24 protein-coding genes (1 of these 24 only partly in view) are annotated in these 25091 nt (G+C 53.0%); 12 read left to right on the plus strand and 12 right to left on the minus strand.

Annotated features, from left to right (window positions below):
* The 4 genes from EOV40_RS07550 to spt form a co-directional block, all read left to right on the plus strand.
* A protein-coding gene (locus EOV40_RS07550) for a sensor domain-containing protein (RefSeq protein ID WP_128105550.1) crosses the window boundary here: on the plus strand, positions 1 to 274 show its 3' portion. It extends 857 nt beyond the left edge of the window; only the last 274 of its 1131 coding nucleotides appear in the window; its start codon lies beyond the left edge, outside the window; the stop codon is at positions 272 to 274.
* Positions 274 to 2040 carry a fatty acyl-AMP ligase gene (locus tag EOV40_RS07555; protein WP_128105551.1) on the plus strand — a complete coding sequence of 589 codons (1767 nt, stop codon included), beginning with the start codon at positions 274 to 276 and terminating at the stop codon, positions 2038 to 2040. The genes EOV40_RS07550 and EOV40_RS07555 overlap by 1 nt, the downstream gene beginning before the upstream one ends.
* A 132-nt stretch (positions 2041 to 2172) precedes the next feature.
* On the plus strand, positions 2173 to 2424 hold the full coding sequence (locus EOV40_RS07560) for an acyl carrier protein (protein WP_003625320.1): 252 nt from the start codon (positions 2173 to 2175) through the stop codon (positions 2422 to 2424).
* A gap of 6 nt (positions 2425 to 2430) precedes the next feature.
* Complete coding sequence (gene spt / locus EOV40_RS07565; protein ID WP_128105552.1) at positions 2431 to 3645, plus strand: serine palmitoyltransferase; 1215 nt, start codon at positions 2431 to 2433, stop codon at positions 3643 to 3645.
* A gap of 5 nt (positions 3646 to 3650) precedes the next feature.
* Here spt and EOV40_RS07570 read toward each other — a convergent pair whose 3' ends face one another.
* Both EOV40_RS07570 and EOV40_RS07575 read right to left on the minus strand, forming a co-directional pair.
* On the minus strand, positions 3651 to 4604 hold the full coding sequence (locus EOV40_RS07570) for a hypothetical protein (protein WP_128105553.1): 954 nt from the start codon (positions 4602 to 4604) through the stop codon (positions 3651 to 3653).
* A 24-nt stretch (positions 4605 to 4628) separates the two neighbouring features.
* Positions 4629 to 5609, minus strand: coding sequence for a diacylglycerol/lipid kinase family protein (locus EOV40_RS07575; RefSeq protein ID WP_128105554.1), 981 nt, complete (start codon positions 5607 to 5609; stop codon positions 4629 to 4631).
* Between the two features lie 95 nt (positions 5610 to 5704).
* Here EOV40_RS07575 and EOV40_RS07580 point away from each other — a divergent pair, with 95 nt between their 5' ends.
* Genes EOV40_RS07580 through EOV40_RS07600 form a run of 5 tightly spaced genes read left to right on the plus strand, consistent with a single transcriptional unit; the run spans position 5705 to position 10527 of the window.
* Positions 5705 to 6655, plus strand: a complete 951-nt coding sequence (locus tag EOV40_RS07580; RefSeq protein ID WP_208729318.1) for a metallophosphoesterase family protein — start codon at positions 5705 to 5707, stop codon at positions 6653 to 6655.
* Complete coding sequence (locus tag EOV40_RS07585) at positions 6652 to 7851, plus strand: LptF/LptG family permease (RefSeq protein ID WP_128106223.1); 1200 nt, start codon at positions 6652 to 6654, stop codon at positions 7849 to 7851. The genes EOV40_RS07580 and EOV40_RS07585 overlap by 4 nt, the downstream gene beginning before the upstream one ends.
* Positions 7848 to 8942, plus strand: coding sequence for an LptF/LptG family permease (locus EOV40_RS07590; protein ID WP_050820045.1), 1095 nt, complete (start codon positions 7848 to 7850; stop codon positions 8940 to 8942). The genes EOV40_RS07585 and EOV40_RS07590 overlap by 4 nt, the downstream gene beginning before the upstream one ends.
* Complete coding sequence (locus EOV40_RS07595; protein ID WP_128105556.1) at positions 8939 to 9724, plus strand: sterol desaturase family protein; 786 nt, start codon at positions 8939 to 8941, stop codon at positions 9722 to 9724. The genes EOV40_RS07590 and EOV40_RS07595 overlap by 4 nt, the downstream gene beginning before the upstream one ends.
* Positions 9721 to 10527 carry a nucleotidyltransferase family protein gene (locus tag EOV40_RS07600; protein ID WP_128105557.1) on the plus strand — a complete coding sequence of 269 codons (807 nt, stop codon included), beginning with the start codon at positions 9721 to 9723 and terminating at the stop codon, positions 10525 to 10527. The genes EOV40_RS07595 and EOV40_RS07600 overlap by 4 nt, the downstream gene beginning before the upstream one ends.
* Positions 10528 to 10540: 13 nt before the next feature.
* On the opposite strand, the gene EOV40_RS07605 is transcribed toward EOV40_RS07600, so the two are convergent.
* Positions 10541 to 11239, minus strand: a complete 699-nt coding sequence (locus tag EOV40_RS07605) for an HAD family hydrolase (RefSeq protein ID WP_128105558.1) — start codon at positions 11237 to 11239, stop codon at positions 10541 to 10543.
* 82 nt (positions 11240 to 11321) lie between these two features.
* On the opposite strand from EOV40_RS07605, the gene glmU reads away from it, so the two are divergent.
* Both glmU and glmS read left to right on the plus strand, forming a co-directional pair.
* Complete coding sequence (gene glmU, locus EOV40_RS07610; protein WP_128105559.1) at positions 11322 to 12698, plus strand: bifunctional UDP-N-acetylglucosamine diphosphorylase/glucosamine-1-phosphate N-acetyltransferase GlmU; 1377 nt, start codon at positions 11322 to 11324, stop codon at positions 12696 to 12698.
* A complete protein-coding gene (glmS, locus tag EOV40_RS07615; protein WP_128105560.1) occupies positions 12698 to 14521 on the plus strand; it encodes a glutamine--fructose-6-phosphate transaminase (isomerizing) in 1824 nt (607 codons plus the stop codon). The genes glmU and glmS overlap by 1 nt, the downstream gene beginning before the upstream one ends.
* A gap of 43 nt (positions 14522 to 14564) precedes the next feature.
* Here glmS and EOV40_RS07620 read toward each other — a convergent pair whose 3' ends face one another.
* Both EOV40_RS07620 and EOV40_RS07625 read right to left on the minus strand, forming a co-directional pair.
* A complete protein-coding gene (locus EOV40_RS07620; RefSeq protein ID WP_128105561.1) occupies positions 14565 to 15398 on the minus strand; it encodes a DUF3108 domain-containing protein in 834 nt (277 codons plus the stop codon).
* A gap of 21 nt (positions 15399 to 15419) precedes the next feature.
* Positions 15420 to 16217 carry an IclR family transcriptional regulator gene (locus EOV40_RS07625; RefSeq protein ID WP_050820052.1) on the minus strand — a complete coding sequence of 266 codons (798 nt, stop codon included), beginning with the start codon at positions 16215 to 16217 and terminating at the stop codon, positions 15420 to 15422.
* A 275-nt stretch (positions 16218 to 16492) separates the two neighbouring features.
* Here EOV40_RS07625 and EOV40_RS07630 point away from each other — a divergent pair, with 275 nt between their 5' ends.
* Entirely contained in the window at positions 16493 to 16981 is a 489-nt protein-coding gene (locus EOV40_RS07630) for a glutathione peroxidase (protein ID WP_128105562.1), read from the plus strand.
* Positions 16982 to 16984: 3 nt separating this feature from the next.
* On the opposite strand, the gene EOV40_RS07635 is transcribed toward EOV40_RS07630, so the two are convergent.
* The 7 genes from EOV40_RS07635 to nuoN form a co-directional block, all read right to left on the minus strand.
* Positions 16985 to 17707 (minus strand): ABC transporter ATP-binding protein, encoded by a 723-nt coding sequence (locus EOV40_RS07635; RefSeq protein WP_128105563.1) that lies wholly within the window; start codon positions 17705 to 17707, stop codon positions 16985 to 16987.
* Positions 17700 to 18947 (minus strand): lipoprotein-releasing ABC transporter permease subunit, encoded by a 1248-nt coding sequence (locus EOV40_RS07640; RefSeq protein ID WP_087651971.1) that lies wholly within the window; start codon positions 18945 to 18947, stop codon positions 17700 to 17702. Before EOV40_RS07640 ends, EOV40_RS07635 begins: the two co-directional genes overlap by 8 nt.
* 5 nt (positions 18948 to 18952) lie before the next feature.
* Positions 18953 to 20269 (minus strand): proline--tRNA ligase, encoded by a 1317-nt coding sequence (gene proS / locus EOV40_RS07645; RefSeq protein WP_128105564.1) that lies wholly within the window; start codon positions 20267 to 20269, stop codon positions 18953 to 18955.
* Positions 20270 to 20415: 146 nt separating this feature from the next.
* Complete coding sequence (locus tag EOV40_RS07650; RefSeq protein ID WP_128105565.1) at positions 20416 to 22059, minus strand: ribonuclease J; 1644 nt, start codon at positions 22057 to 22059, stop codon at positions 20416 to 20418.
* Positions 22060 to 22068: 9 nt separating this feature from the next.
* A complete protein-coding gene (locus EOV40_RS07655; RefSeq protein ID WP_003625287.1) occupies positions 22069 to 22878 on the minus strand; it encodes a type III pantothenate kinase in 810 nt (269 codons plus the stop codon).
* A gap of 3 nt (positions 22879 to 22881) precedes the next feature.
* On the minus strand, positions 22882 to 23625 hold the full coding sequence (locus tag EOV40_RS07660) for a biotin--[acetyl-CoA-carboxylase] ligase (RefSeq protein ID WP_128105566.1): 744 nt from the start codon (positions 23623 to 23625) through the stop codon (positions 22882 to 22884).
* Positions 23622 to 25064: an NADH-quinone oxidoreductase subunit NuoN gene (nuoN, locus tag EOV40_RS07665; RefSeq protein WP_020944123.1), complete on the minus strand. Its 1443-nt coding sequence runs from the start codon at positions 25062 to 25064 to the stop codon at positions 23622 to 23624. The genes EOV40_RS07660 and nuoN overlap by 4 nt, the downstream gene beginning before the upstream one ends.
* Positions 25065 to 25091: the final 27 nt, after the last annotated feature.

The following is a 25091-nucleotide window of genomic DNA, read 5'->3' on the forward strand; positions in this document are numbered from 1 at the left end:
CGAATTTCTGGTAAAGCCGCGCGCTTGTATGTTTTTGAATGCGCACAATGTTGAGTGGGAGGGTGATGAAAATTACCGCTTCTGGTCTTTGGGGCCTGTGCTGAATACTATTGACAGTCTAGGAGAAGACATTGAACAAGCCTTTTCGTCGCACAATGCTTTCGTAAATCTGCAAAAAGATTATATACGCGACACGTTCGACCTTGTTGGGAACGAACCGACTGCGCCGGTAGGGGCCGACGCAATTGTTGATTTTCTTCGAATGGCCAGCTGATGAATAGTATGAACCCTGCTTCTGCAATCTCTTTAGATGAAACCCTCCAACCGGTTTCTACCGCATCTGGCCAGCCGCGCCGATACGGAGATTTTGCAACATTTCCTGAAGCGTTGGACTACGCCGCTCAAGGCGAAGCCGGGTTTAATATTTATTCCGGCAAAGGCGTACTTCTAGAAGCCCTTCCCTATAAAGTATTGCGTCAGCAGGCTGTTGAAACAGCTTTGCGCCTTTTGGGTATGGGCCTACAGCCGGGGGATCGTGTTGCTATTGTTGCAGAAAGCGATGGTGATTTCGCACGTATCTTCTTTGGCTGTCAGTATGCTGGTTTGGTTGCGGCCCCTCTTCCCCTCCCCGTCGCTTTTGGTGGTAAAGAAGCCTACCTAAAAACTCTTCGGGGCATGATCACCAGCGCACAGGCCAGCGCCGTGATTATTCCGCAGATTATCGAAGGCTGGACAGACGAAATTGTAACAGGCTTAGGGCTTGTATTTGCTGGGCCGCCAGCTGAACTGATGGCACGTCCTGTGCCAGATATGCCTTTGCCTGACATTCAGCCAGAGAACCTTTCGTATCTTCAGTTTTCTTCCGGCAGTACACGCTTTCCCATGGGGGTTTGCGTAAGCCACCGTTCCGGCATGGCGAATGTTTCTTCCATTGCGCGCAATGGTTTGCAGGTTAAGGAAACGGGAGACCGCTGCGTTTCTTGGCTTCCCCTCTATCATGATATGGGCTTGGTTGGCTTCTTCCTGACCCCCATGACATGCCAGCTGAGTGTGGACTTACTGCCAACGCGTGAATTCGCACGGCGGCCGCATGTGTGGCTGGATCTGATCAGCCGCAACCGAGGCACTATCGCTTACAGCCCTTCCTTTGGATATGAACTTTGCGCACGGCGGCCCGCATCTGAAGGGCTGGATCTTTCCTGCTGGCGAGTGGCTGGCATTGGTGGCGATATGATCCGCGCACATATTCTGGATGAGTTTGCTGCACGTTTTGCTCCTGTTGGGTTTAGCCCCAAAGCATTTGTAGCAAGCTATGGTATGGCAGAAGCCACGCTTGCCATCAGTTTTGCACCGCTTGATACTGGCATAGAAACAGATACTGTTGATCTTCCTGCACTGGAAAGCACCGGTATTGCACGCCCTCCAGCCAATGCAGATACACCAAGCCGTACTTTTGTAATTTGCGGCAAAGTTCTACCGGGGCATGAACTGGAAGTTCGGAACAGTTATGACCGGGTGCTAAGCGACCGAGAAGTTGGCACTATTTATGTGCGTGGCCCCAGCCTGATGAGCGGGTACTTCCGCATGCCAGAAGAAAGCAGCAAAACACTGGATGCTGACAACTGGCTAGATACGGGCGACCTTGGCTACATGCTGGATGGACAGATAGTTGTCACTGGCCGTGCCAAAGACCTGATTATTATTAATGGCCGCAATATCTGGCCGCAGGATCTGGAATGGTCTGCTGAAACGCATATCCCTGTCCTGCGTAGCCGAGACGTCGCCGTTTTCTCGTTGGAAAAAGGTGACCATGAGGAAATTGTGGCCCTTATTCAGTGCCGCGCTTCCGCTACAGATACGCGTGAGAAGCTGAAAGCCGAAGCAACCAGTTTGTTCCGCCGCCTTCATGGCGTGGAAGTTTCTGTTGTATTGGTGCCACCGCACGCGCTGCCGCAGACATCTTCAGGTAAACTTACACGCGCCAAAGCCCGCACCATGTATCTGAGCGGTGCGTTTGAGCAGCAGTCTGAAGTCGCCTGACCGGCCTACGGGATTTTATCGCCCCTTTATGAGGAGAAAGGCTGGTCAAACTGGCCTTTTTCACCCATAAGGCGGCACTGCGGGCACAAGCTCGGCATAAAACAAACGCCCTTAAGGGATGAAGGATCCGACATGAGCGAAACCGTTGAAAGCGTTTCCGCGCTGATCATTCAAAAGCTCCTCGCTAACCCGAAGGTTCCGCGTGACATTGATGGTAACTGCAAGATCATGGAAGATCTTGCGTTTGATTCTTTGGCCGTCATGAACTTCGTGATGGAAGTTGAAGACAGCTTGGATGTTTCCATCCCGCTCGACAAACTGGCCGATATCCGGACGATTAATGACCTTGCTGCATGCATTGTCGCTCTGAAAAACAAAGGGTGAGCGTGGATGACATCACTATTTTCCAAATTTGAAGGTACGGCAGGCGCGCTGGGTTCTGTAGTCGCCGTTGGTGGCCGCAACCCTTTTGCTGTTGTTATTGAAAAGCCTGTATCTTCAACTGTTGGAATTATTGAAGGTCGGGAAACGCTCCTTTTTGGCACCAATAATTATTTGGGCCTTAGCCAATCCAAAAATGCTATTCGCGCAGCACAGGAAGCAGCTGCTGCGTGTGGCGTCGGCACTACGGGCTCGCGCATTGCAAATGGCACGCAGTCCCTCCATCGCCAGCTTGAAAAAGATATTGCCGCATTTTTTGGCCGCCGTGATGCCATGGTATTTTCTACCGGTTATCAGGCCAACTTGGGCATCATCTCCACGTTGGCTGGCAAAGGCGATCATCTGTTTTTAGACGCAGATAGCCATGCCAGTATTTACGACGGTAGCCGCCTGAGTGCCGCTGAAGTTATCCGCTTCCGCCACAATGACCCGGATAACCTGTATAAACGCCTCAAACGCATGGATGGCACACCTGGTGCCAAACTGATTGTGGTTGAAGGTATTTATTCCATGACGGGCAATGTGGCCCCGATTGCAGAATTTGTAGCTGTTAAAAAAGAAACTGGCGCATATCTCCTTGTAGATGAAGCCCACTCTTTTGGGGTGCTGGGTGAAAACGGACGCGGCGCAGCTGAAGCCGATGGTGTGGAAGCTGATGTGGACTTTATCGTCGGCACATTTTCAAAAAGCCTCGGCACTGTTGGTGGCTACTGCGTATCCGATCATCCTGAACTGGAATTCGTGCGTCTGAACTGCCGTCCTTACATGTTTACGGCATCCCTTCCGCCAGAAGTTATTGCAGCAACAACGGCAGCCTTGAGCGATATGCAGGCTCATCCAGAACTGCGCAAACAGCTTATGGCCAATGCCCAGCAACTTCATGCTGGATTTGTAGATATCGGGCTGAATGCCAGCAAACAGGCCACCCCTGTTATTGCTGTTACGCTGGAAACAGCTGAAGAAGCTATTCCCATGTGGAACAGACTGCTGGAGCTTGGGGTTTACGTAAACCTCAGCCTTCCTCCGGCAACGCCAGATTCTCGGCCTTTGCTGCGTTGTTCTGTAATGGCCACCCATACGCCAGAGCAAATTGCTCAGGCCATTGCCATATTCCGCCAAGCTGCCGCAGAAGTGGGTGTATCACCCGCACCTACCGCCGCGTAAAATCCTTATTTGCGTTTAAACGCCCCTTGTTGCCATAACCGCCAAACAATTGGTGGCGCTGCCAGCAAGGGGTGTTTTTCTGCAAATGGAGAAAGCGGCACGTCTATTCCGCTATGGCGCTGGACTTTCCAAGCCGCGTAACGTGCCCCACCCGTAAACGTATAAGCGGCCTTGAGAAGGCGCAAAATATTTAAAGGTCGACCGCAAGACGCACGTAATGCCCATTTATGGATGGCATGTTGCTTTTGTTCCTGCGGGATTTGCGGCGTTACAATCTGATCCTGAGATGTGTACGGAATGCCTAGCATTTGCCAACACGGCAACAAAAGCTGCGCATAACGCTGGGTATAAGCATCTACAATACTTTGCCCACGGCCTGCTTTTTCAACGCGCAATTCAACCCGATAGGTATTGCGATACAAAGCATTCCAATAATCCAGAACGGTGCCTGAATCTGGGCCAAGTTGAGCTGCCCACCATGCGGCGGCCAATACAGCCCGCATAACACAAGCATGCAATGCCCCTTGGGCCGTACTATCCCGCCACCATACCAACCGAACAGGTTGAGAAAAGCGCGCCCATACCGTGGTATCCAACGTTTGTGGGCGCGTTAGGGCACGAAACTGCGCAAGAGACAAAATGGCAACTTTGGCCCGTAGAAGATGCTCCCCTACCCTATATTCATGATATTCTACATTAGGGGGTAAAAGAGCATTTGCCAGACAGGAAAGCCTCGTTCTGGGCCAGTCTGCCTGTTTGTCTACGATAATATAAAAATCCAGCAGGGTATCATCTTGAATCCCGCCCCGCAGGCCAGATCCATAAAACAGAACCCCCAAGGGTTGTGCATTTCCTAAAAGATTACGCACAAATTCCGTCACCAAAGGGGATACCGGTGTATGCAGTTCTTGCTCTGTAAGGGCAAAAATTTCTTTCTGCCCCGGCCGAATACCCTTCATGAACTGCTTTTCCACCAGAACGTTTTAAACATGCACAAAAGAAACCACGGAGCCCGCAGAAATGGTCAGGCTGCCATCTTGCCCCGGGGGCAGAACTTCACCATCCAGAATAAAAGATTGGTCCGTACGCAGCACCAATTCTGTTGCCGAGCCGCTATGATAGGCTGCATCCTGCCGTAGCCATTGCGGTGCTTTTCCGCGCAACAAATTCCAGACTGCACGCCCTAAATGCGGAGGAAAAGCAGCAACATCCAGATAACTAATCCCTCGGTCTGCTTCTTTCAGATTTTGCCAAAATGGCCAGATACCGTGGGGCAACCGATGCAAAGCTGTGCATAAAAACAGAAAATGATTCTGTTCGGGCAATATTTCACCATCACGCTCCACCGTAACTTTTGTGCCTTCCAGCCATCCTCGCCTATGTTTGGGGCTTAGTAACTGCCACGCTGTTACAAATAATGTCGCCATAACAGCGGCATCATGCGAGTAATTTTTCAGGATTTTGGGGTCATGTGCAATTTCAATCCCGCGCCCAAAAGCACCTAAGCCACCAAAAAATCCTAGAGATGCCTCTTTTTTCTGCCCATCCCGCGTGACCACCAAAGGCTGCCTGCGCCGCACATCGGAAAGAAGGCGCCCGGATGCAAGACGAGCTTGCAAAATCTGTAATGCCTCAACCCCACGCTTACCAAATCCAACATCTGTGGCAATCAGGTTAGTATTGCCAGAGGGCAACACAACAATGCTGGGCCACTGCTCTGGCGGGCAAGAAGAAGTATAAAGTGCGCTCAGAACGTTCCCAACTGTGCCATCTCCCCCATCTACAACCAGACAGCTTATTTTTTGCTGTAAAAGGGCATAAACCTGCTGCCGTAATGCAGCATGCGTTCTAGGGGAACAAAACAAGGGCCCCAACATTTTGCCCGCAAGTTCCAGATACCTGGGATCTGCCTTCAAATTCCGACGGCTACGAGGATTGTAAATCAGGGCAAAACGATCGGACATTCAGCACTCTTGCTATAAACAAACAAAAACGCCAGCGCCTTTTGCCCCGGCTACGGGCGATGGTATAAAGGCTGTTATGGCTCTTGTCACATGCCGTGGGGCCATACCCCGTCATCGGAGATGTGTTTTTCTTGTCCTGCGTTCATATCGCCCACCTGTCTGACCCACATCTGCCACTTGTCGGCTTGCCTTCTTTGAAGGAAATCCGCTTCAAGCGCATTCTCAGTTTGTTGTCATGGCAACTGCGGCGCAGGCATTTGCATAAACTACCGGCTTTGCAGGCAGTTATGCAGGATATCCGCCACTTTCACCCAGATATGGTTGCCCTGACAGGGGATATGACCAATCTGGGATTATTGAAGGAATTTCAAAACACACGGCAGTGGCTTTTACAGCAGGATTTACCCCCTACACTGCTTATCCCGGGCAATCATGATGCTCTGATCAAAGAGAACAGTGCTGCCAAACAGGCACTCTGGGCCGAATGGCTACATAACGGCACAAAGGCTGCACCGGTGGCCCCTTCACTACTGGTAAAAGATCACATTGCCCTTATTGGGCTAAATACAGCCATCCCCACCCTGCCCTTTCTGGCATCTGGCAAGGCAGAGCAAACCCAGCTTGTGCTTTTGGCGGATCTGTTGCGCCGCACACGCGCTATGGGTTTATGCCGGATTGTGTTACTTCATCACCCTCCGACGCAAGGTATTGTCAGCCGCCGCAAAGGGCTGGATGACTTTCAGGCGTTTCAAGATGTATTGCGTGCAGAAGGTGCTGAACTTGTGCTTTACGGGCATTCTCATCGTGCGCAAATCACCCCTATTCCGGGCACAGATATTCTGGCGGTCAGCAGCACCTCCGCTTCTCATATTGCGGATGAACCGGAAAAAAGTGCGGGGTGGAACGCCATTTCCGTGCACAAACAGCCCGACATCTGGCAAATCACCATTCAGCATCGCAGCTTAATGCCGGATGGAAACTTGCAAGACAGCCAGATAAGGCGTGTGTGCAGTATGCATCGCCTTTTGCCCGCAACCTCGCTATGACAGCCCGCATGTTCAATGTGCCTTTTCTGCGCCGGATTGTAGCTTCGCTTCGCCCCGGCACATTAGACCGCTACCTGATCGCTCAGGTTATGCCGCCTTTTCTGGTGGCGCTGTCTGTTGTGATGATTGCCCTGATACTTGAACGCCTTTTGGTGCTGTTCAACTTGCTGGCAGCGGGCAACAACCACATTGGCATCTTTATTGGCTTGCTGGCGGCTCTGCTGCCTCACTATCTGGGCTTGGCTATTCCCGCAGCGCTCTGCGTGGCGGTGTTTACCGTCATCCGCCGCATGAGCCAGAATGAAGAAATTGATGCCATTAACAGCAGTGGCCTTTCACTGTTGCGGATCACACGCCCCTATATCCAGTTGGGCGTTGTGTTGGGTATCCTTTCCTTCCTGCTTTATGGCTTTATCCAGCCTCACGCGCGGTATGATTTTCGCTCAACATTTTATATTGCCAGCCATACGGGCTGGGCACCGCGTTTGCAGCCCCGTATGTTTGCCAGCCCTTCCTCCCAACTCACCATTGTTGCGGACAAGGTCTCCCAAAGCGGTTCTGATCTGGAAAATGTTTTTATCAGAGATCTATCTGAGCAGCAGGAACGCGATATTACAGCGCGCAATGGGCATATCCGTATCGGTTCAGATGGAGAAACGGTTCAGATTGATCTGACCAATGGCGTGATTGTTACGGATAAAGGAGATGGCGTGCCCAGTCTGGTCACGTTTGACCATTCAACACGCTACCTTACGCATGCTTCGCACATCTCTCCTTTTCGCACCCGCGGGGAAGATGAGCGAGAACTCACATCTCCCGAACTGGTTGGCCGCCTCATCCGGCATGATCCTTCCATTTCCCGCCCGCATATGCGCTCTGAAGTGCATTTTCGTATGGCACGCAGCCTGACTGTGCCTTTTATTCCGCTTCTGGCGGCTTCTTTGGCACTTATGCGCAAGCGCCAGCGCAACAATGCCGGTCTGCCTCTAGCCTTTATTATTATGGTTGGGTTTGACCACATCATCCAGTTTGGCCACAGCATGGTTGCCACCAAAAAGGCATCGCTCCTGCTTATCTGGGGGCCTGCTTTGGTCTTTATTGTCGGCTGCACTTTGCTGCTGCTTTATAAATCAGGAGCATTCCAGGTCTTAAAAGCCTGGCGTTCCCGCTCATCTGCCCAAAAAGCCCTGCCATGAGCCAATCTTCAAGCATGCCCCGCCACGTTCTTCTCCGCTATCTTTCCATGGCGTTGCTCTCGCGCGTGATTTTTTGCGGTGCCGTTCTTGTCGGGCTTCTTGAAATTCTGGCTCTGCTTGAACAAACCACCCCTATTTTACAACGGCACTTGGGCATTCAGGGTATTCTGAGTTTTGCAGCCATGCGCGCCCCATTTCTGTTGGCAGGTGCGCTTCCATTAAGTGTGCTCATTGGCGCGCTGCTTATGCTCACCCAGATGACATTGGCCAGCGAGATTGCCATCCTGCGCGCCTGCGGCCTTTCTACCTTTGGGCTGTATAAATACCTTATCCCTGCCACCTTGGTGATTGGCTTTGCCGGTGTTGTGCTGGATGATCAGGTCACCCCCCGGTCTGAACAGGCATTGGCCGCGTGGTGGAACCGCACAGACCCACACCCTGAAAACGGGCATGCCTTCTGGTTTCATGATGGCAACCGTATTGCCCATATTGGTTATACGTCTGATGGCGGCAATATGCTGACCAAGGTGGATATCTACATCCGCGATGCTAGCGGGCGGCTCCAGCAGATTCTCCACGCCAAGTCGGCTGACTACACGCATACACGTGGCTGGCTCTTGCACAATGTTGATAGCATTACCGTGGAAGGCGAAAAAACCACACGTCTGCCTTCTGTTCAGGACATGGGGTGGGATACAAGCCTGCATCCGTGGGAGTTTATTCGCCTGTCTGCCGAAAATCCGCCGCTTTCTTCCACCACCATTCTGGGCATGTTACGTGGGCGCCTACCATCCCATACCAGCCCCGGTTTTCTGGAGGCCGGGCTGCTTGAACGCTTCTTGCGTCCGGCATCCTTGCTTGTTCTCTTGTTGATTGCGCTGCCCACAATCTATATCCCTCCACGGACAGGAACGCGCAGCTGGGTGCCAGTATGGTGCTTGGGCAGCGGGCTGTTGTTTATTATTGTGCAGGGTATGCTACGCGCAATGGGAAATGCGGGGTTGCTACCACCGGCCATTGCTACCATACCCGCACTGATTATTTTCACACTGGGGGCCATTACTGTGCTCCTGAGGAATGAAACACGATGAGCGGAACGCTAAATAACTCGTCGCTTAAAACCGGGCGCAGCTTTGATCTGGGAAAAATGAACCTCAGGCAGCTTTGGGTGGCATATCTTACCTACCCTACCATCCTGCTCTATTTTGCGCTGGTTATTGCTTCTGCTGCGCTGGCTGCGTACTTTTTTGCAGGCTGGTGGCCAACACTGGTTTCTCTGGTAGCGGTGGTTATTGTGTATCCATTGGTATGGTACTTGCTGCACCGCTACGTGCTGCATGGCCGTATCCTGTATAAAATGAAATGGACGGCCGCTCTGTGGAAGCGCATCCATTTTGACCATCATCAGGATCCGCATCTGCTGGATGTTCTGTTCGGCGCACCCGCTACAACACTGCCGACCATTGGGGCAGTAACCATCCCCATTGGGTATCTTATTGGTGGCATTGGGGCTGCAGCCACAGCATTTGGCACGGGCGTGGCCATTACCTGCATTTACGAATTCTTCCACTGCATCCAGCACCTCAACTACAAACCACGTGCGAGTTGGATTCAGCGCATGAAAGCGCGCCATGTGCTGCACCACTTCCATGATGAAGATGGAAACTTCGGCATCACCAGCTTTGTCGTGGACCGGATATTTGGCTCATATTATCTGGATGCCAAAGCCCGCCCCCGTAGCCCCACGGTTTTCAACCTTGGTTACGATGTTAAGGAAGCCCAACAGTATCCGTGGGTGATGGATCTGACTGGCGCTCCCCCGCGTGATCGCCCCGATGGTGCACGCCCGGCGGAGAACAGGAAAGCGGCATGACCGCTTCCTCCCAAGGCATAACAGCCTTTATTCTGGCGGGCTCCCGCCCCGGCAAGCCAGATCCCGTTGCATTGGCCGAAGGCGTTTCTCACAAAGCGCTTCTGCCTATTGGCGGGGTGCCAATGCTTTTAAGGGTGATTGATGCACTGCAACAGGTTCCTCAAATCACGCGTATTGCTGTTTGCATTGAAAACCCGCAAATTATCGCCTCTATCATTCCTGCAGGAATAGACGTTATTCCGGCGCGCCCTGAAGGCCCTAGCGCAAGCGTGCTGGCTGGCCTTGCGCGCTATGGCACCCCTTTGTTGGTGACTACGGCAGATAATGCTCTGCTCCAGCCAAGCTGGGTGCAGGAATTGCTCTGCCAAAGCCACCCACAAGCGGACCTTGCTGTGGCCGTTGCAGCAGAAACAACTATACAGCGAGATGTGCCTCATACACAGCGCACCTATATCCGGCTTGCTGATCTGGCTTTTTCTGGCTGTAACCTGTTTTTATTCCGCACCTCTGTTTCTGCACGCGTGGCAGACCTGTGGCGGCATGTAGAGAAAAACCGCAAGCACCCTTTGCGTGTTGCATGGCTTTTAGGGCCGAGTATTTTGTTACGCGCCCTTTGTGGCAAGCTAACACGGCGCGCGCTTTATCAACGCATCTATCGCCTCACCAGCGCGAAAGCGGAACTTGTTCCACTTTCTGATGGCCGCGCCGCTGTAGATGTAGATAAACCTGCTGATGTTATGCTGGCAGAAGAACTTGCTGCTAGCCTTCCCGCTTGTTCCTTCGCAAAAACACTACAGAAATAAACTTTCTTCAGATTTAGGCGGGCAGCAACGCGTGTAGTGCGGAAGGAATCTCCGCCATGCTAGCTGCCTGGCCATCTGCCTGTGCTGCCAATGCGCTGGAACCATATCCCCACGCAGCAAACACAAACTTCACCCCAGCCCCTGTAGCCGCACCATAATCTGGCGGCATATCTCCAATCATAACACTACGCGCAACCTCTCCACCCGCCTGCTTTATTGTCCCCAGTAAATGCGCAGGATCTGGTTTATGGGCCGCAAAACTGTCACCTCCGCCTATTGCTGCGAAAAGTGATGTCAGGCCAAAATTATCTAAAATACGTCTGGCAGCTACCTCTGGCTTGTTGGTGCATACAGCCAGCAACCATCCTGCATCTTTCAACTGCTCCAATGCCTGCTGTGTACCGGGAAATAGACGCGAAAGACACGTGGCCCGCGGTGTGTAAAGCTCCATAAACTTTTGCACAGCTTCAGACTCCGTAAACGGTAGCATATAAGGCTGCGCAGTTATGGCTTTCTGCTTTTCTCGTCCGGCATTCAGAACACGTTGCACCAAAGTAGGCACGCCATTGCCTATCATGGTGCGCACGTCTGCATCTGTCAGAGGCGGAAGGTGACAGATTTCCAGTAACTCCCGGCTACACGCAGCCAGATCTGGCACGGAATCAAGCAACGTGCCGTCCATATCAAAAACAGCCAGACGAGGTGCGGACATGCGGTTTTTCCTTGCCGAGTAAATATCTGAAAACTTTTATGATATTGGCATGTTTGTTTTCCGGTGAGGAGACGTTTGACACATGCCGGAGCTTGGCTTACCGCATGCTCTTATGACGTCTATTTCCGCACCACGTCCTGCCACGGCGGTTCTTCTGGCCGCCGGACTGGGCACCCGCATGAAATCCTCCCGCCCTAAAGCCATGCAATCTCTTGGCGGCCGGCCAATGCTGGCACATTTGCTTGCCAACGCAGCGGAGGTATTTGACAGGCTGGTTGTTGTAATCGGCCCAGATATGGAAGAAGTTGCCGAACTGGCAGCCCCCTACCCGGTGGTTGTGCAACAAGAACGCTTGGGCACTGCCCACGCTGCCTTACAGGCCGAAGCCTGGTTTGGTGATGGCGATGTGGCTGTGCTGTATGCTGATAACCCTCTGATTTCAGAAGAAACTCTCAACCGCCTGCTAGAAGAACGCCGTAAGCCGAATGTAGGTTTGGCATTGCTGGCAATGCGCCCGGCCGATCCTGCACGCTATGGCCGCGTGATAGCCCAAGATGGCAATGTAGAACGTATTGTGGAATGGGCAGACGCCACACCAGAAGAGCGCGCGATTGACCTGTGCAATGCCGGTGTATTGTGTGCTGATGCCGTGGATTTCCGCCGTTGGCTCCATAACGTGCGTAATGATAACGCCAAGGGCGAATATTATCTGACAGACGTGGTGGATCTGGCCGTTGCCGATAACGTGCAGGTGCGCGCGGTAGAAGCAGCGGAAGATGAACTGCGCGGCGTAAATTCCCGTGCGGAACTCGCACAGGCAGAAGCTGCCCTGCAAACACGCCTACGCAATAAGGCCATGGAAAATGGTGTAACTTTGGTTGCACCAGAAACTGTGTTTTTAAGTGCTGATACGCAAATTGAGCCCGATGTGTTGATAGAACCTAATGTGTTCTTTGGCCCGGGTGTAACCGTGCAAAGTGGTGCAATTATTCGCGCCTTTAGCCACCTTGAAGGATGCGAAGTGCAGGCCAATGCGATTATTGGCCCTTATGCGCGCATTCGGGAAGGTACCACCATTGGCACTTCTGCCCGCGTTGGCAACTTTGTTGAACTCAAGGCCACAACGCTGGGCGAAGATTCCAAAGCCAATCATCTGACATATCTGGGTAATGCCGAAATCGGCAGCCGCACCAATATTGGCGCAGGCACCATTACCTGCAACTATGATGGCGTGTTCAAACACACCACCACAATTGGAGACAAAGCCTTTATTGGTTCGGATTCCATTCTTGTGGCACCCGTAAGTGTTGGAGACAATGCTTTGGTGGCTGCAGGCAGTGTCATTACACAAAATGTGCCAGATGAGGCTTTGGCTTTCGGCCGGGCGCAGCAGGTGAATAAAGCGGAAATGGGCAGGCTTTTCAAAGAGCGCCTGCAAGTAAAAAAGGAAAATGGCTGATGTGTGGGATCTGCGGCGTTGTTGGCCGAAGGCATGCCACCCCTATTGTTTTTGAAGGTTTGCGCCGGTTGGAATATCGGGGCTATGATTCCGCAGGTATTGCTACATTAGTAGATGGGCGTGTTGAACGCCGCCGTGCAGCAGGCAAGCTGGATAACCTTGCTGCACTGCTCAAGAAATCTCCACTGCCCGGTAATACCGGTATTGGCCACACACGCTGGGCCACACATGGTGCCCCCACTGCCTGCAATGCTCACCCTCATGGTACCGAGCGCGTGGCTATTGTGCACAATGGTATTATCGAAAACTTTGAATCCCTGCGCCGTGAGTTGGAAGCTGCTGGTCAGGTTTTTGAAACAGAAACCGATAGTGAAACTATTGCTCTATTGGTCGATTACCACCTGCAGCAGGGTCTGGAACCCAAGGAAGCCGCACTGCGTGCGCTGCGTCGCCTAGAAGGCGCATACGCCGTTGCCATGATTTTTGCTGGCCATGAAGGGCTGATGATTGGCGCCTGCCATAGTGCCCCTCTGGCTGTAGGCTTTGGCGATGATGAAATGTTTCTGGGCTCCGATTCACTGGCTCTGGCACCGCTGACCCGCCGCATCGCCTACATGGAAGATGGGGATTGCGTTGTTATCACCCCCAAGGGTGCAGAATTCATGACCTTTGATGGTGCGCCAGTTGAACGCACCATTCAGCTCACCGCCTTGGCTGCCGGTTCCATCGGTAAAGATGGTTACCGCCATTACATGGAAAAAGAGCTGCACGAACATCCGTTGGTAATCGGCCAGACCTTGCAGCGCATGGTGGACCCGGCTTCTCGCCGCGTTATTTTGCCTGAACTACCTTTTGATCTGGCAGAAGTGCCGCGTGCCGTTATTACCGCCTGTGGGTCTGCCTTTTTTGCCGGCATGATTGGCCGCTACTGGCTGGAAGAAATTGCCCGCTTGCCCGTGGATATAGATGTTGCCAGCGAGATGCGTTACCGCAATCCACCGCTTACGGCAGGATCCTTGGGGCTGTTGATTTCTCAATCTGGGGAAACAGCAGATACACTGGCAGCCCTGCGCAGCCTGCGTGAAAAAGCAATTCACATTGCTTCCGTGCTGAATGTTGAACACAGCACCATGGCGCGGGAAAGCGATGTTGTGCTGGGCACAGTGGCTGGCCCGGAAATTTCTGTGGCATCCACCAAGGCCTTTACAGCTCAGCTAACCGTATTGGCGTGCCTGACCATTGCTACAGCCCGTGCACGCGGCAAGCTGGACACGTTGGCAGAAGAACATCTTGTCAGCGCCCTGCTGGACCTTCCTAGCCGCGCGGCAGAAGTGTTCAACCAGACAGACGCCATTCGCAGCATGGCGCAAGTTGTGGTGGAAGCGCGTGATGTTCTGTATCTGGGCCGTGGCAGCATGTTCCCCGTTGCCATGGAAGGCGCGCTCAAGCTGAAGGAAATCTCCTACATTCATGCAGAAGCATATGCTGCTGGTGAAATGAAGCATGGGCCGATTTCCCTTATCGATCGCACAGTGCCGATTGTGGCTACAGCACCTTCAAACGCATTGTTTGAAAAAACACTTTCCAATCTGCAGGAAGCTAAAGCGCGCGGCGGCCGCCTGCTGGTGTTTACGGATACCAAAGGGGCTGAACGTGTTTCTGCCATTGCAGAACAGATGGTGGTTCTGCCCCATGTGCATGATTTTGTAGCCCCCATTCTGCAAACCATTCCGGTGCAGATGCTGGCTTACGAAGTTGCTGTGCTGAAAGGCACAGATGTGGACCAACCACGTAACCTCGCAAAATCTGTGACCGTGGAATAAATACAAAAAAGCCCCTATCTACATAGATAGGGGCTTTTACCCTTTATGGCTGCAACTGAGGTTTTCCCTCCAGTTCCACCATAATGTGCCCTATTTTGGGGCTATCCACCTCTATTCTGGTTGCTACCATGCCGATCTGGGGAATATTCTCAAACCAGACACGGCCCTGTTGTGGCTTTCTGGCTTTACGATCTGCGCTGGACAGCTTGAAGCCCTTGATCTGCTGCGCCACAAAATTACAGCGCAGGCCATCTTCTCCCCAATCTTTTGATGCACCATCTGGCAAAGGTTGCACACCGTCTGTTTGCACCTGCAACGTGCTTAAGCGCACACCATCAAATACCTTCACGGCACCATTGCCACAGCCCTGCCCCTCCTGCACCTTGTGCAAAAGCGCCATCAAAATAGCCACATTATCTACAGCGCCTTTGCGCTCATCTGGCAAAATCTGTTCACGGTCAGTTTCTACAGGCTCCATTGCCTGCACGTCCGGCATATCCTGCTTATAGGCAATGGACAGGTGCCGGTTTTTACCGCGAGACCAGCCTGCGCTCTCGTAACTTTCTGGCTCAGGCATGCCACTATTATAAAAATGTCCCTGTGCGCGCAGATTAATATTTGTTTTCATGAAAAGCTGGAACAACCCGCCCGTTTTGCTTTGGGCCGCTACGCTATATTGGTTCCCACTTAGGCGATAAGCACTGTTAATGGTCATAACATGCAGCCCATGTGCATAGACAAAATAACGCACCACTGTTTGCGGGGCAGAAACCGCTCCAGCATATGGTGTAGCCAGCACGCCTCCGGCCCCAAGCAACAAACCTACGGCACTGGCTTTGGCAAAACGACGCTTAAATAACAGATGCAAAAAAGACATTAGAAAGTCCCTTTGGAATCATCAGGAGAAATCCTGCCGTTCCCCACGATAACCTAAACGGATAGAAACAGCCTGCGCCAATCCCGCAGCCATATTGCCCAATTGCGCAACCGTGAAACGGCTTAATTCTGTTTGAGGCAGGCTGATGCCAATACCGGCTACCGTCTGCCCGGAATGATCTTTTACAGAGGCAGCAAAGCACCACAGGCCTTCATGCACCTGCTCATCATCTACGGCGTATCCTCTGTCACGAATTTCTGCGATTTCACGCACCAATGTCGTTACGGAGCAAATACCGTTCGGTGTAAGCGGTTCTGACCATGTGGAAACAGGGTTAAGAGCCAGCCATTCTCTGAAAGACGTATCATCCATACCTGCCAGCATGGCATTACCTGTGGCCGTAAATATGGCAGGTAAGCGCATTCCTACCCTAAAAGAGGCCCCAAGCACCGTAGCGCTATTGCGGCAGGCCACATACACAACCTCCGCCCCCTCCAGCATGGTTAGCGTTACTGTAAACGCATCCAGATCGGCACGATTCTCCAGCACATGGTAGAATTCCGTCACCAGATCGCGCTTTTCTGTCACATCTCCGGCCCAGTCCAACAGACGTGTGCCCAGCCTGTAGCCCTGAGATGCGTTTTTCTCCAGCAGCCCCAACTCCACCATAACAGACAGCAGACCATGCACCGTACTGCGCGGCAAATCGAGCTGGCGCGCCACATCTGCAGCCAAGGGCGGCCTGCTGGAAGCCTTCACCATATCAAGAATACGAACGGCCCGCCGCAATGCGGGAACCGTGTCCTGTGATTTGGACATGCTTTTTCTTATTTTCCTTGTTGACAGAGAGGTCCGATCTCTTCATTATTCCAAATACGGGATCGAGTTCAATATAATGAACAACAAAAATCAGAACCGATCTTGCCGCGCAGAAGATATAGTGGAAGCCTGAAAAACAAGAACCCGAAAACGGGCAGCGGGCTTCCACTTCTTCACCTCGGCATTATGCAGCAAATAAATGCACCAAAATCTCGCTCCCTTTTCCGTCCTGCGCTACAGATAAAGCCTTTCCTGCACCATAGCAGCAAAAGGGCATAAACTTGACCTGTATATATGATTTTCAACTCCCCGCCCTAAATGGAAGCACCCTTGATCTGAGCGCTTATCGGGGGAAACCTGTTTTGGTGGTGAACACCGCATCCAAATGCGGATTTACTCCACAGTACGAAGGTTTGCAGGCTTTGTGGACACAGTTCCAAAAAGCTGGTCTGGTTGTTGTGGGGGTGCCAAGCAATGATTTTGGCCAACAAGAACCCGGCACCTCGGAAGAGATTTCGTCCTTCTGCCAAGTCAATTATGGGGTCACCTTCCCTATGGCGGCACGCAGCCCTGTAAAAGGGCCCGATGCTATTCCGCTTTTTAAATGGCTGGATAGTAAGCTTGGTTTTCTGGCACGGCCACGGTGGAACTTCTTTAAGTATCTCACCAACCGTCAGGGAATACCTGTTGCGTGGTTCAGCTGCCTAACGCCGCCTACATCTGGGCGTGTCAGGCATGCTGTGGAAAACGCTCTTAAATCGTAAAAATCAACCAGCAGAGGTAGGCAGTGCATCGCCGTTAAAATCGGCAGGTACCAGCCTGCCCTCCTGCATGGTCACAACCCTATCCATGCGCGGCAGCAATTCGCGGTTATGGGTTGCCACCAGAACAGCCAGCCCTTTCTGGCGCACAACATCCAGCAACTGAGAAAACACGCTATCTGCCGTATGCACATCCAAGTTGCCGGTAGGTTCATCAGCTAACAGCAGTGCAGGGTCATTTGCCAAAGCACGCGCAATGGCAACGCGCTGCTGCTCACCGCCTGAAAGCTTGCCCGGCAGATGGTTTACACGGTGCGCCAAACCAAACATACGCAAAAGCTCTTCAGCTTTACGGCGCGCCTGTGCCTTGCCTACGCCCGCAATCATCTGCGGGAGCACCACGTTTTCCTTGGCTGTAAATTCACCCAGAAGGTGGTGAAACTGATAGACAAATCCTATCTGGTCTCGCCGCATCGCCGTGCGTCCGGCATCTGCCATACCAGTGGTAATCTGGCCCGCAATAACAATCTCGCCCGCGTCTGGCGTATCCAGCAAACCAGCCAGATGCAGCAAGGTTGATTTACCTGTGCCTGATGGCGCAACCAGCCCTACAATTTCACCGGCATGCAAAGAGAAATTGATATCCTGCAAAACCGGCAGAACACCCTCATCCCCACTGCGATAAGCCTTGCGAACGTGCTTCAGGCTTAAAACTGGCTGATTATTCATGCCGCAAAGCCTCCACAGGGTCTGTTTTGGCCGCACGCCAAGAAGGATAAAGCGTTGCCAGCAAGGAAAGCCCCAGCGCCATGACAATAACCTCGACCACCTGCCCCCACACCAGCTTTGCAGGCAGGTGCTCCAGATAATAAACTTCCGGGTTGAACAGGTTTGTGCCGGTCAATTTTTGCAGAAGCTGACGGATACGCTCGATATTCATGCAGAATACAACGCCGAGTGCCGTGCCTGCCACAGTGCCCGTTACGCCTACAAAAGCACCGCACATTAGAAAAATGCGCATAATGGCGCCGCGGCTGGCCCCTATGGTGCGTAGCACGGCAATATCGGCTGTTTTATCCTTCACCATCATAATGAGGGAGGAAATAACGTTAAAAGCCGCCACAAGAATAATCAGCGTGAGGATAAGGAACATCACATTCTGTTCCACCTGCACGGCGCCAAACAGAGCATTGTTGGCGTTCGTCCAATCCAGCACGCGCAGGCCCGGATCCCCCACCGCATTTTCAATGGCAAGGGTAACAGGGCGCACGTGCTCTGCATCCTTGGTCATGACCTGGATCTGCGTGGCCTTGTTGGGCATCTGAAAGTAAATTTGCGCCGCATGCATGGGCAAAAACACAACGCTGGAGTTGTAGTCATTCACCCCAGCATCAAAAATAGCCACCACCCGATACCGGCGCACACGTGGCACGGTGCCAAACGCCGTGGCTGCTCCATCTGGTGAAACAAGGGTAAGGCCAGAGCCAATGCCTAAGCCTGCCCGTTCCGCCATTGTAACACCCACAACGATGGAATCATCCGGGCCAAAATCATCTAGTGAACCAGCAATAATGGAAGAACTGACGGCTTTAAGGTCTTTCAGCCCTTGCGGTGTCAGACCATGCACCATGCCGCCAGAATTATAGGCCCCGGCGCTGAGAAGCACCTGCCCTTCCACCAAAGGTGTGGCGCTGACCACGCCCGGAACAGACCGAACCTTACGCGTGACATCTTCATACTGAGAAATTGTACGGCCCTGGCCATAAATGGTCAGATCCCCATTCAACCCCAGAATGCGCCCCATAAGGTCGGCCTGAAAGCCGTTCATCACAGCCATAACGATAATGAGCGTTGCCACACCAAGGGCAATGCCAACTAGCGAGAAAATGGCAATAACTGATACAAACCGTTCCCCTCGCCGCGCACGGAGGTAACGGCCCGCCACCGCCCGCTCAAAGGGTCCGAACATGCTGATCAGCCTGCCAGAACCAGAGCCAGCGCGTCATCCACGCTCATTTCATGGCGCTCACCGGTGGCACGGCGCTTCAGTTCCACCTTACCTTCCTTGGCACCACGTGGGCCTACAACAATCTGCCACGGGTGGCCCATAAGGTCTGCATCTGCAAACTTTACGCCAGCACGTTCTGCACGATCATCATACAGGAAGGCTTCTTCATTCGTGTTGTAGATGCGCTCGCAAATGGCATCACACAGTTCATCACCGTTTTTCAGGTTCAAAATAACTGCACGGAAGGGTGCAACAGCATCCGGCCAGATAATGCCGTTATCATCGTGACAAGCTTCAATAATTGCACCGGCAAGGCGGGAAACCCCAATGCCGTAAGACCCCATTTCTGGGTAAAGCTGGTTTCCGTCCGGGCCGCTTACGCTGACGTCCATGGAGCGGGTGTATTTATCACCAAAATAGAAGATGTGGCCAACTTCTACGCCACGGCCTTCACGCCGACGTTCTTCTGGCACAGCTTGCCATCCGGCCTCATCGTGCATTTCATCCGTTGCGGCGTAAGGCGTTGTCACACGGTTGAAGAAGGCTTCCAGCGCTACGGGGCTGTTGGTATCAACCGGTTCATCCAGCCAATCCTGCTCTTCCAGCGCGGCATCGTAAAACACGCCGCTTTCCCCCGTGGGGGCCAGAATCAGGAACTCATGGCTCAACTCACCACCAATCGGCCCGGTATCGGCCCGCATGGGCACAGCCCGTACACCCAAACGCTGGAAGGTACGCAGGTAAGCCAGCAGCATGCGCCGATAGGTTGCAACAGCAGAGTCGTAGTCCAGATCAAAGCTGTAAGCATCTTTCATCAGAAACTCACGGCCACGCATCACCCCAAAGCGGGGGCGCATTTCATCACGGAATTTCCACTGGATATGATACAGAACCTGCGGCAGATCCTTGTAGGATTTTACGGTCTGACCAAACAGATCCGTAATCATTTCCTCATTGGTCGGTCCATAAAGCAGTTCACGCTTATGGCGATCCTGAATACGCAGCATTTCCGGGCCATAGGCATCATACCGGCCAGAACGCTTCCACAAATCGGCTGATTGCAAGGTGGGCATCAGCACTTCCTGCGCGCCTACCCGATCCTGCTCTTCCCGCACGATCTGGCTGATATTGCGCAACACTTTCAGCCCCGCTGGCAGCCACGCATAAATACCAGATGCCGTCTGGCGGATAAGCCCCGCCCGCAGCATAAGCCGGTGCGAGACAATCTGGGCTTCTGCCGGATTTTCCTTGAGAGTGGGAAGAAAGCTGCGCGAAAGACGCATGGTGCATTCAGCCTTGTAAAAAAAGCGACTTTTCCTGAACGAAAGCCGCTTTGGTGTAACCAATCACTATCTGCTGTAAAACAGCGGCGGGATAAAGAAAAGCCTGACACTCCGGCATTTTCTCTTACCCCGCCTTCTGTCAGGTATCAGACACGCAGTACGTGAACATCCACCAATGGGCGCTTTTGCAGCTTACGCCCCAATGCGCGACGCAGGGCCGTTTTGGCGGCCTCACGGAAGGAAACATCATCCCCACGCAGTTCATCTGGAATAATGTCCAGCGCGTTGGCGAATTCTTCACGCACACGCACGCTTTCCAGATCATCCGGATCAAGCAGGCCCGGTGCGCTCACCTTGGGCTCACCAATCACAAAGCCTTCTTCATCCACTGCAAAACTGCCGATGACTATGCCGTTGAACAGCATTTTGCGGCGCGCAGCCAGCACCCCTCCGTTCATGGGCAGCAGACGGTTACCATCCAGCGCCAGACGGCCAGTAGGGGCTGTATCCACCACCTCCAGCTTGCCCGGAGAAAGACGCAGGATATCACCATCTTCCAGCAGAACCGGGGCAATACCCATTTCCTGCGCCAATGCGGCCTGTGCTGTCAGATGGCGCCATTCACCATGTACCGGCACAACATGCTGCGGCTTGAGCAGTTCGTACATTTTCTGCACATCGCCACCCGTTGCGTGGCCAGACACATGCACAAAATGCTCACGGTCCGTAATCACCCGCACGCCACGGCGTGAAAGATTATCCTGCACCGCCATAATCGCGCGCTCATTACCCGGAATCATACGGCTGGAATAAATAACCGTATCCCCCTCACCCAAAGCGATGTTGGGGTGGGTATCCATGGCAATGCGAGACAGAGCGGAGCGAGGCTCACCCTGACTACCTGTAATGATCAGCAGAATCTGATCATCTGGCACATCGTTTACATCCTGCTCTGTCAGGAACGGCAGAACGCCAGACAGATAACCGCAATCCCGCGCAGCGGTATCGAGATTGCGCAAGGAACGCCCGACCAGAACCACCGTACGCCCAGCAGCCTGTGCTGCCATAGCAATGGTTTCAACACGCGCCACGTTGGAGGCAAAGCATGTTACGGCAATGCGGCCCTTAAGGCTTGCCACCAGTTCCGTCATGCTGCGGCGCACTTCGGATTCTGAGCGGGACGGCCCCGGCTTCATCACATTGGTGCTGTCACACACCAGCGCCAGAACGCCTTCACGGCCAATTTCGGCCAGCCTGTTCAGGTCTGTTGCAGGCCCCACCAACGGGTCTGGGTCAAACTTCCAGTCCCCTGTATGCACCACAATGCCGGAGGGCGTGCGCAGAACCATGGACTGCGCCTCTGGCACAGAATGCGTTACCGGCACAAACTCAATATCAAACGGCCCTACATCAAACCGCGCACCGGGCTGGATGACATGAATAGGCACATCCATAATGCGGGCTTCGGCCAGCTTGCGGCGCAGAACAGCCGCTGCAAAAGGTGTGAGATATACAGGGCACTGCAACATGGGCCAGACATGAGCCACAGCGCCAATATGGTCTTCATGCGCATGAGTAATTACCAAGCCGGCCAGCTTATCCCGGCGCTCTACAATAAAGCTTGGATCTGGCACCAGAATTTCGGCTTCTGGCGTATCGTTGCCACTAAACCCAATGCCACAATCTATCGCCAGCCACGTGTCTCCCAACCGGTAAAGGTTGAGGTTCATGCCAATCTCACCCGTTCCGCCCAAAGGCAGAAAGGCCAGATCGCCGTTCTGTTCTGTCATTTCCGTGTTTTACCCTTCTGCAACATAATCTCGGTCCACTGTAAGTTTTGGCAGGGGGTTTCGCCCCGCCAGCAAACGCAACCCATTTAGGGTGAGCATTGAATCCACATGTTCAAAAACAGACGTACCTTCTGAGAAGAGTGGAGCCAGACCACCGGTTGCCAGCACCTTCATGGGGCCAACCTCCTTTCTGATCCTCTCGACAATCCCCTCAATCAAACCAACATAACCCCAAAACACGCCAGACCGCATGGCGGTTACCGTGTTGCGCCCAATGGCGGAATCTCCTACTGGCCGCCCTATTCCTATACGGGGCAACCGTGCTGCTGCCTGATGTAACGCTTCAACCGACAAATTGATGCCAGGAGCAATAACACCACCGCAGTAGCTTCCATCCTTATCCACAACATCAAACGTTGTGGCCGTTCCAAAATCTATAACCGTAAGTGGTCCACCATACATATGGTGTGCAGCCAGACCATTCAACAGCCGATCTACCCCAACCTCATCAGGGTTATCTACCTTGATGGCAAATCCCCAATCCAGCCGGGCAGATGCAAGAAGCGGTTCAACAGCAAACCACTGCCTGCATAAAGTGCGTAAATGATACAAGGCAGCGGGCACAACAGTGCCAATAACCGCACCATCAATATCATCTGCCACAATACCTTGGGTGCGCAACAGCGCATTCAGCCAGACAGCATATTCATCAGATGTACGCTGGGCCTGCATGGTAATGCGCCACACACCACGCCATCTTTCACCATCATGCACCGCAAACACGACATTGGTGTTACCTGCATCAATAACAAGCAGCACCCTTTATACCCCTTCTTCCAGCAGGATATCTCCTGTCGTGATCGTTTTCATACCGGTTTCCGTGTCCAGCAAGAGGCGGCCATCTTCGGCCAAACCCGCAAATTTCCCCTGTTCATAAGTAGTTCGGCTGCTAACGACAAGAGGCGTCCCTAGAGGATGCGCCCGATCAAGCCATGCCTGCCGTAATGCGCCAAAGCCGTTTTGCTGCCAAACGGCACACCAATCTGTCAGACTGGAAAGAATATATTGGGCAACATCCTTTACAGGCGGAACTTCACCATACTGGCCCAAGCAAGCGGCAAAGCGACCTGTTTGCTGTTGAGATGGCGCCTGCGTGAGATTAGCACCAAAGCCTATAACAAGCCGTGCGCCTTCCCGCTCTATCAGGATACCGCCAGCCTTCTGACCATCCAACAAAAGATCATTCGGCCATTTTATCATGAGATGCCCTGCCACAGCAGGCACGGCGCGCAGCAAGCCATCATAAAACGCCAAAGAGGCGGCAAACGGCCACCCCCCCAGCATATCCTGCCCCGCCTGTTGCGCGTCCAGCAGAACAGATAAAGCGAGACTTTGTCCGGCATCCACCCATTGGCGGCCACGGCTGCCTCGGCCTTGAGTTTGCCTATAGGCTAAAACCGCAAGGCCGGAATCTGCCCCCTGCCGTGCCTGTTCCAGACAGAAATCAGAGGTGGAGCCCAGTTCTGCAAAGCATTCAAGCCGCCACGGGCTAGACTGATCTTTCATCCGCCCAGAGCAAGTGCTGCCTGATGCGCCCATGCCATGAGAGGGCCCATTCCTGCAACAAACAAGGCAGTTGCCAAACCCATGCTACCAGAAACAAACAGCAGGCTGGGTGCAGGACGATCCAGCACTTCTGCTGGGCTATCAAAATACATCACCTTCACAATCCGCAGATAATAATACGCACCAACTATGCTGGAGAGTGCGCCAATTACCACCAGTACGTAAAGGCCAGACTGCCAAGCCGCGGCAAAAACCAGAAATTTACCAAAGAAACCAGCCAGAGGTGGGGCTCCCACCATGCTGAACATAAACAGTGCCAGAACAGCAGCCATTGCCGGATCTGTACGCCCAAGCCCCGCCAGGTCAGAAATGCTGACAACCTCCCGCCCCTTCCGCCGCATTGCCGTAATGCAGGCAAACACACCTGCGTTCATGACAAAATACGCGGCCAGATAAATAAGCGTGGCCTGCACGCCTGCCAGTGATGCCGCTGCCAGCCCCATCATGGCGTATCCCATATGGCCAATGGAAGAATATGCCATCAGGCGTTTGATGTTGCCTTGAGGAATAGCCGCAAAAGCCCCGTACACCATGGACAGAACAGAAACAGTTTCAATCAGGATTTGCCAACGCGGCGCGACCGTACCAAACGGCCCGGCCATAACGCGCAAGAATAGCGCAAAAGCTGCAAATTTTGGCGCCCCTGCCATATAAGCTGTTACCGGGGTGGGTGCACCCTGATAGACATCTGGCGTCCACATATGAAACGGCACTGCGGAGAGTTTGAAGCACAGGCCAGTAACAATAAAAACAATACCAACAATCAGCCCCATTGGCAGATTACCGGAAGCCCGAATGGCCGCCACCAGCCCAGTATATTCCATGGTGCCTGCGTAACCATACACAAGCGAAATACCATAAAGCAGCAGACCAGAAGCCAAAGACCCAAGCACGAAGTACTTTAGCCCTGCCTCGGATGACAGCACGCTATCCCGCTCCATCGCACACAAAATGTAAATGGACAGAGATGAGAGTTCCAACCCCACGAACAATGTCATCAAATTGGCGGAGGATGCCATGATCATCGCACCCAATGTTGAAAACAGCATCAGCACCGGGGTTTCAAACGGCAGAGTGGTTTTATCCCGCGTGCGGTAACTGAACGTTAGCACCACAGCGGTTAATGCACCTGCCAGTATCAGCATCTTCATAAAGCGGGCAAAGCCATCATTTACAAAGGTGCCTGCATAGCCTTCCCCCGTGGGAGACAGCAGAACCAGAAACCCGCATACGGCAAATGCTGCAATGCTCAACATGGCGGAAGAGAAAAATCCTTCCCCTTTCCGCTGCAACACACCGGCTACCAGAATAACAATACCAGACAATGCCAGCACAATTTCTGGCACCGCTATTGTCCAGTTAAAGCTGGTCATACTCATTGCACCATACCCCGCAGGTGGGAGGAG

The organism is Acetobacter oryzoeni (genome assembly GCF_004014775.2).
GTDB classification, from domain to species: Bacteria; Pseudomonadota; Alphaproteobacteria; order Acetobacterales; family Acetobacteraceae; genus Acetobacter; species Acetobacter oryzoeni.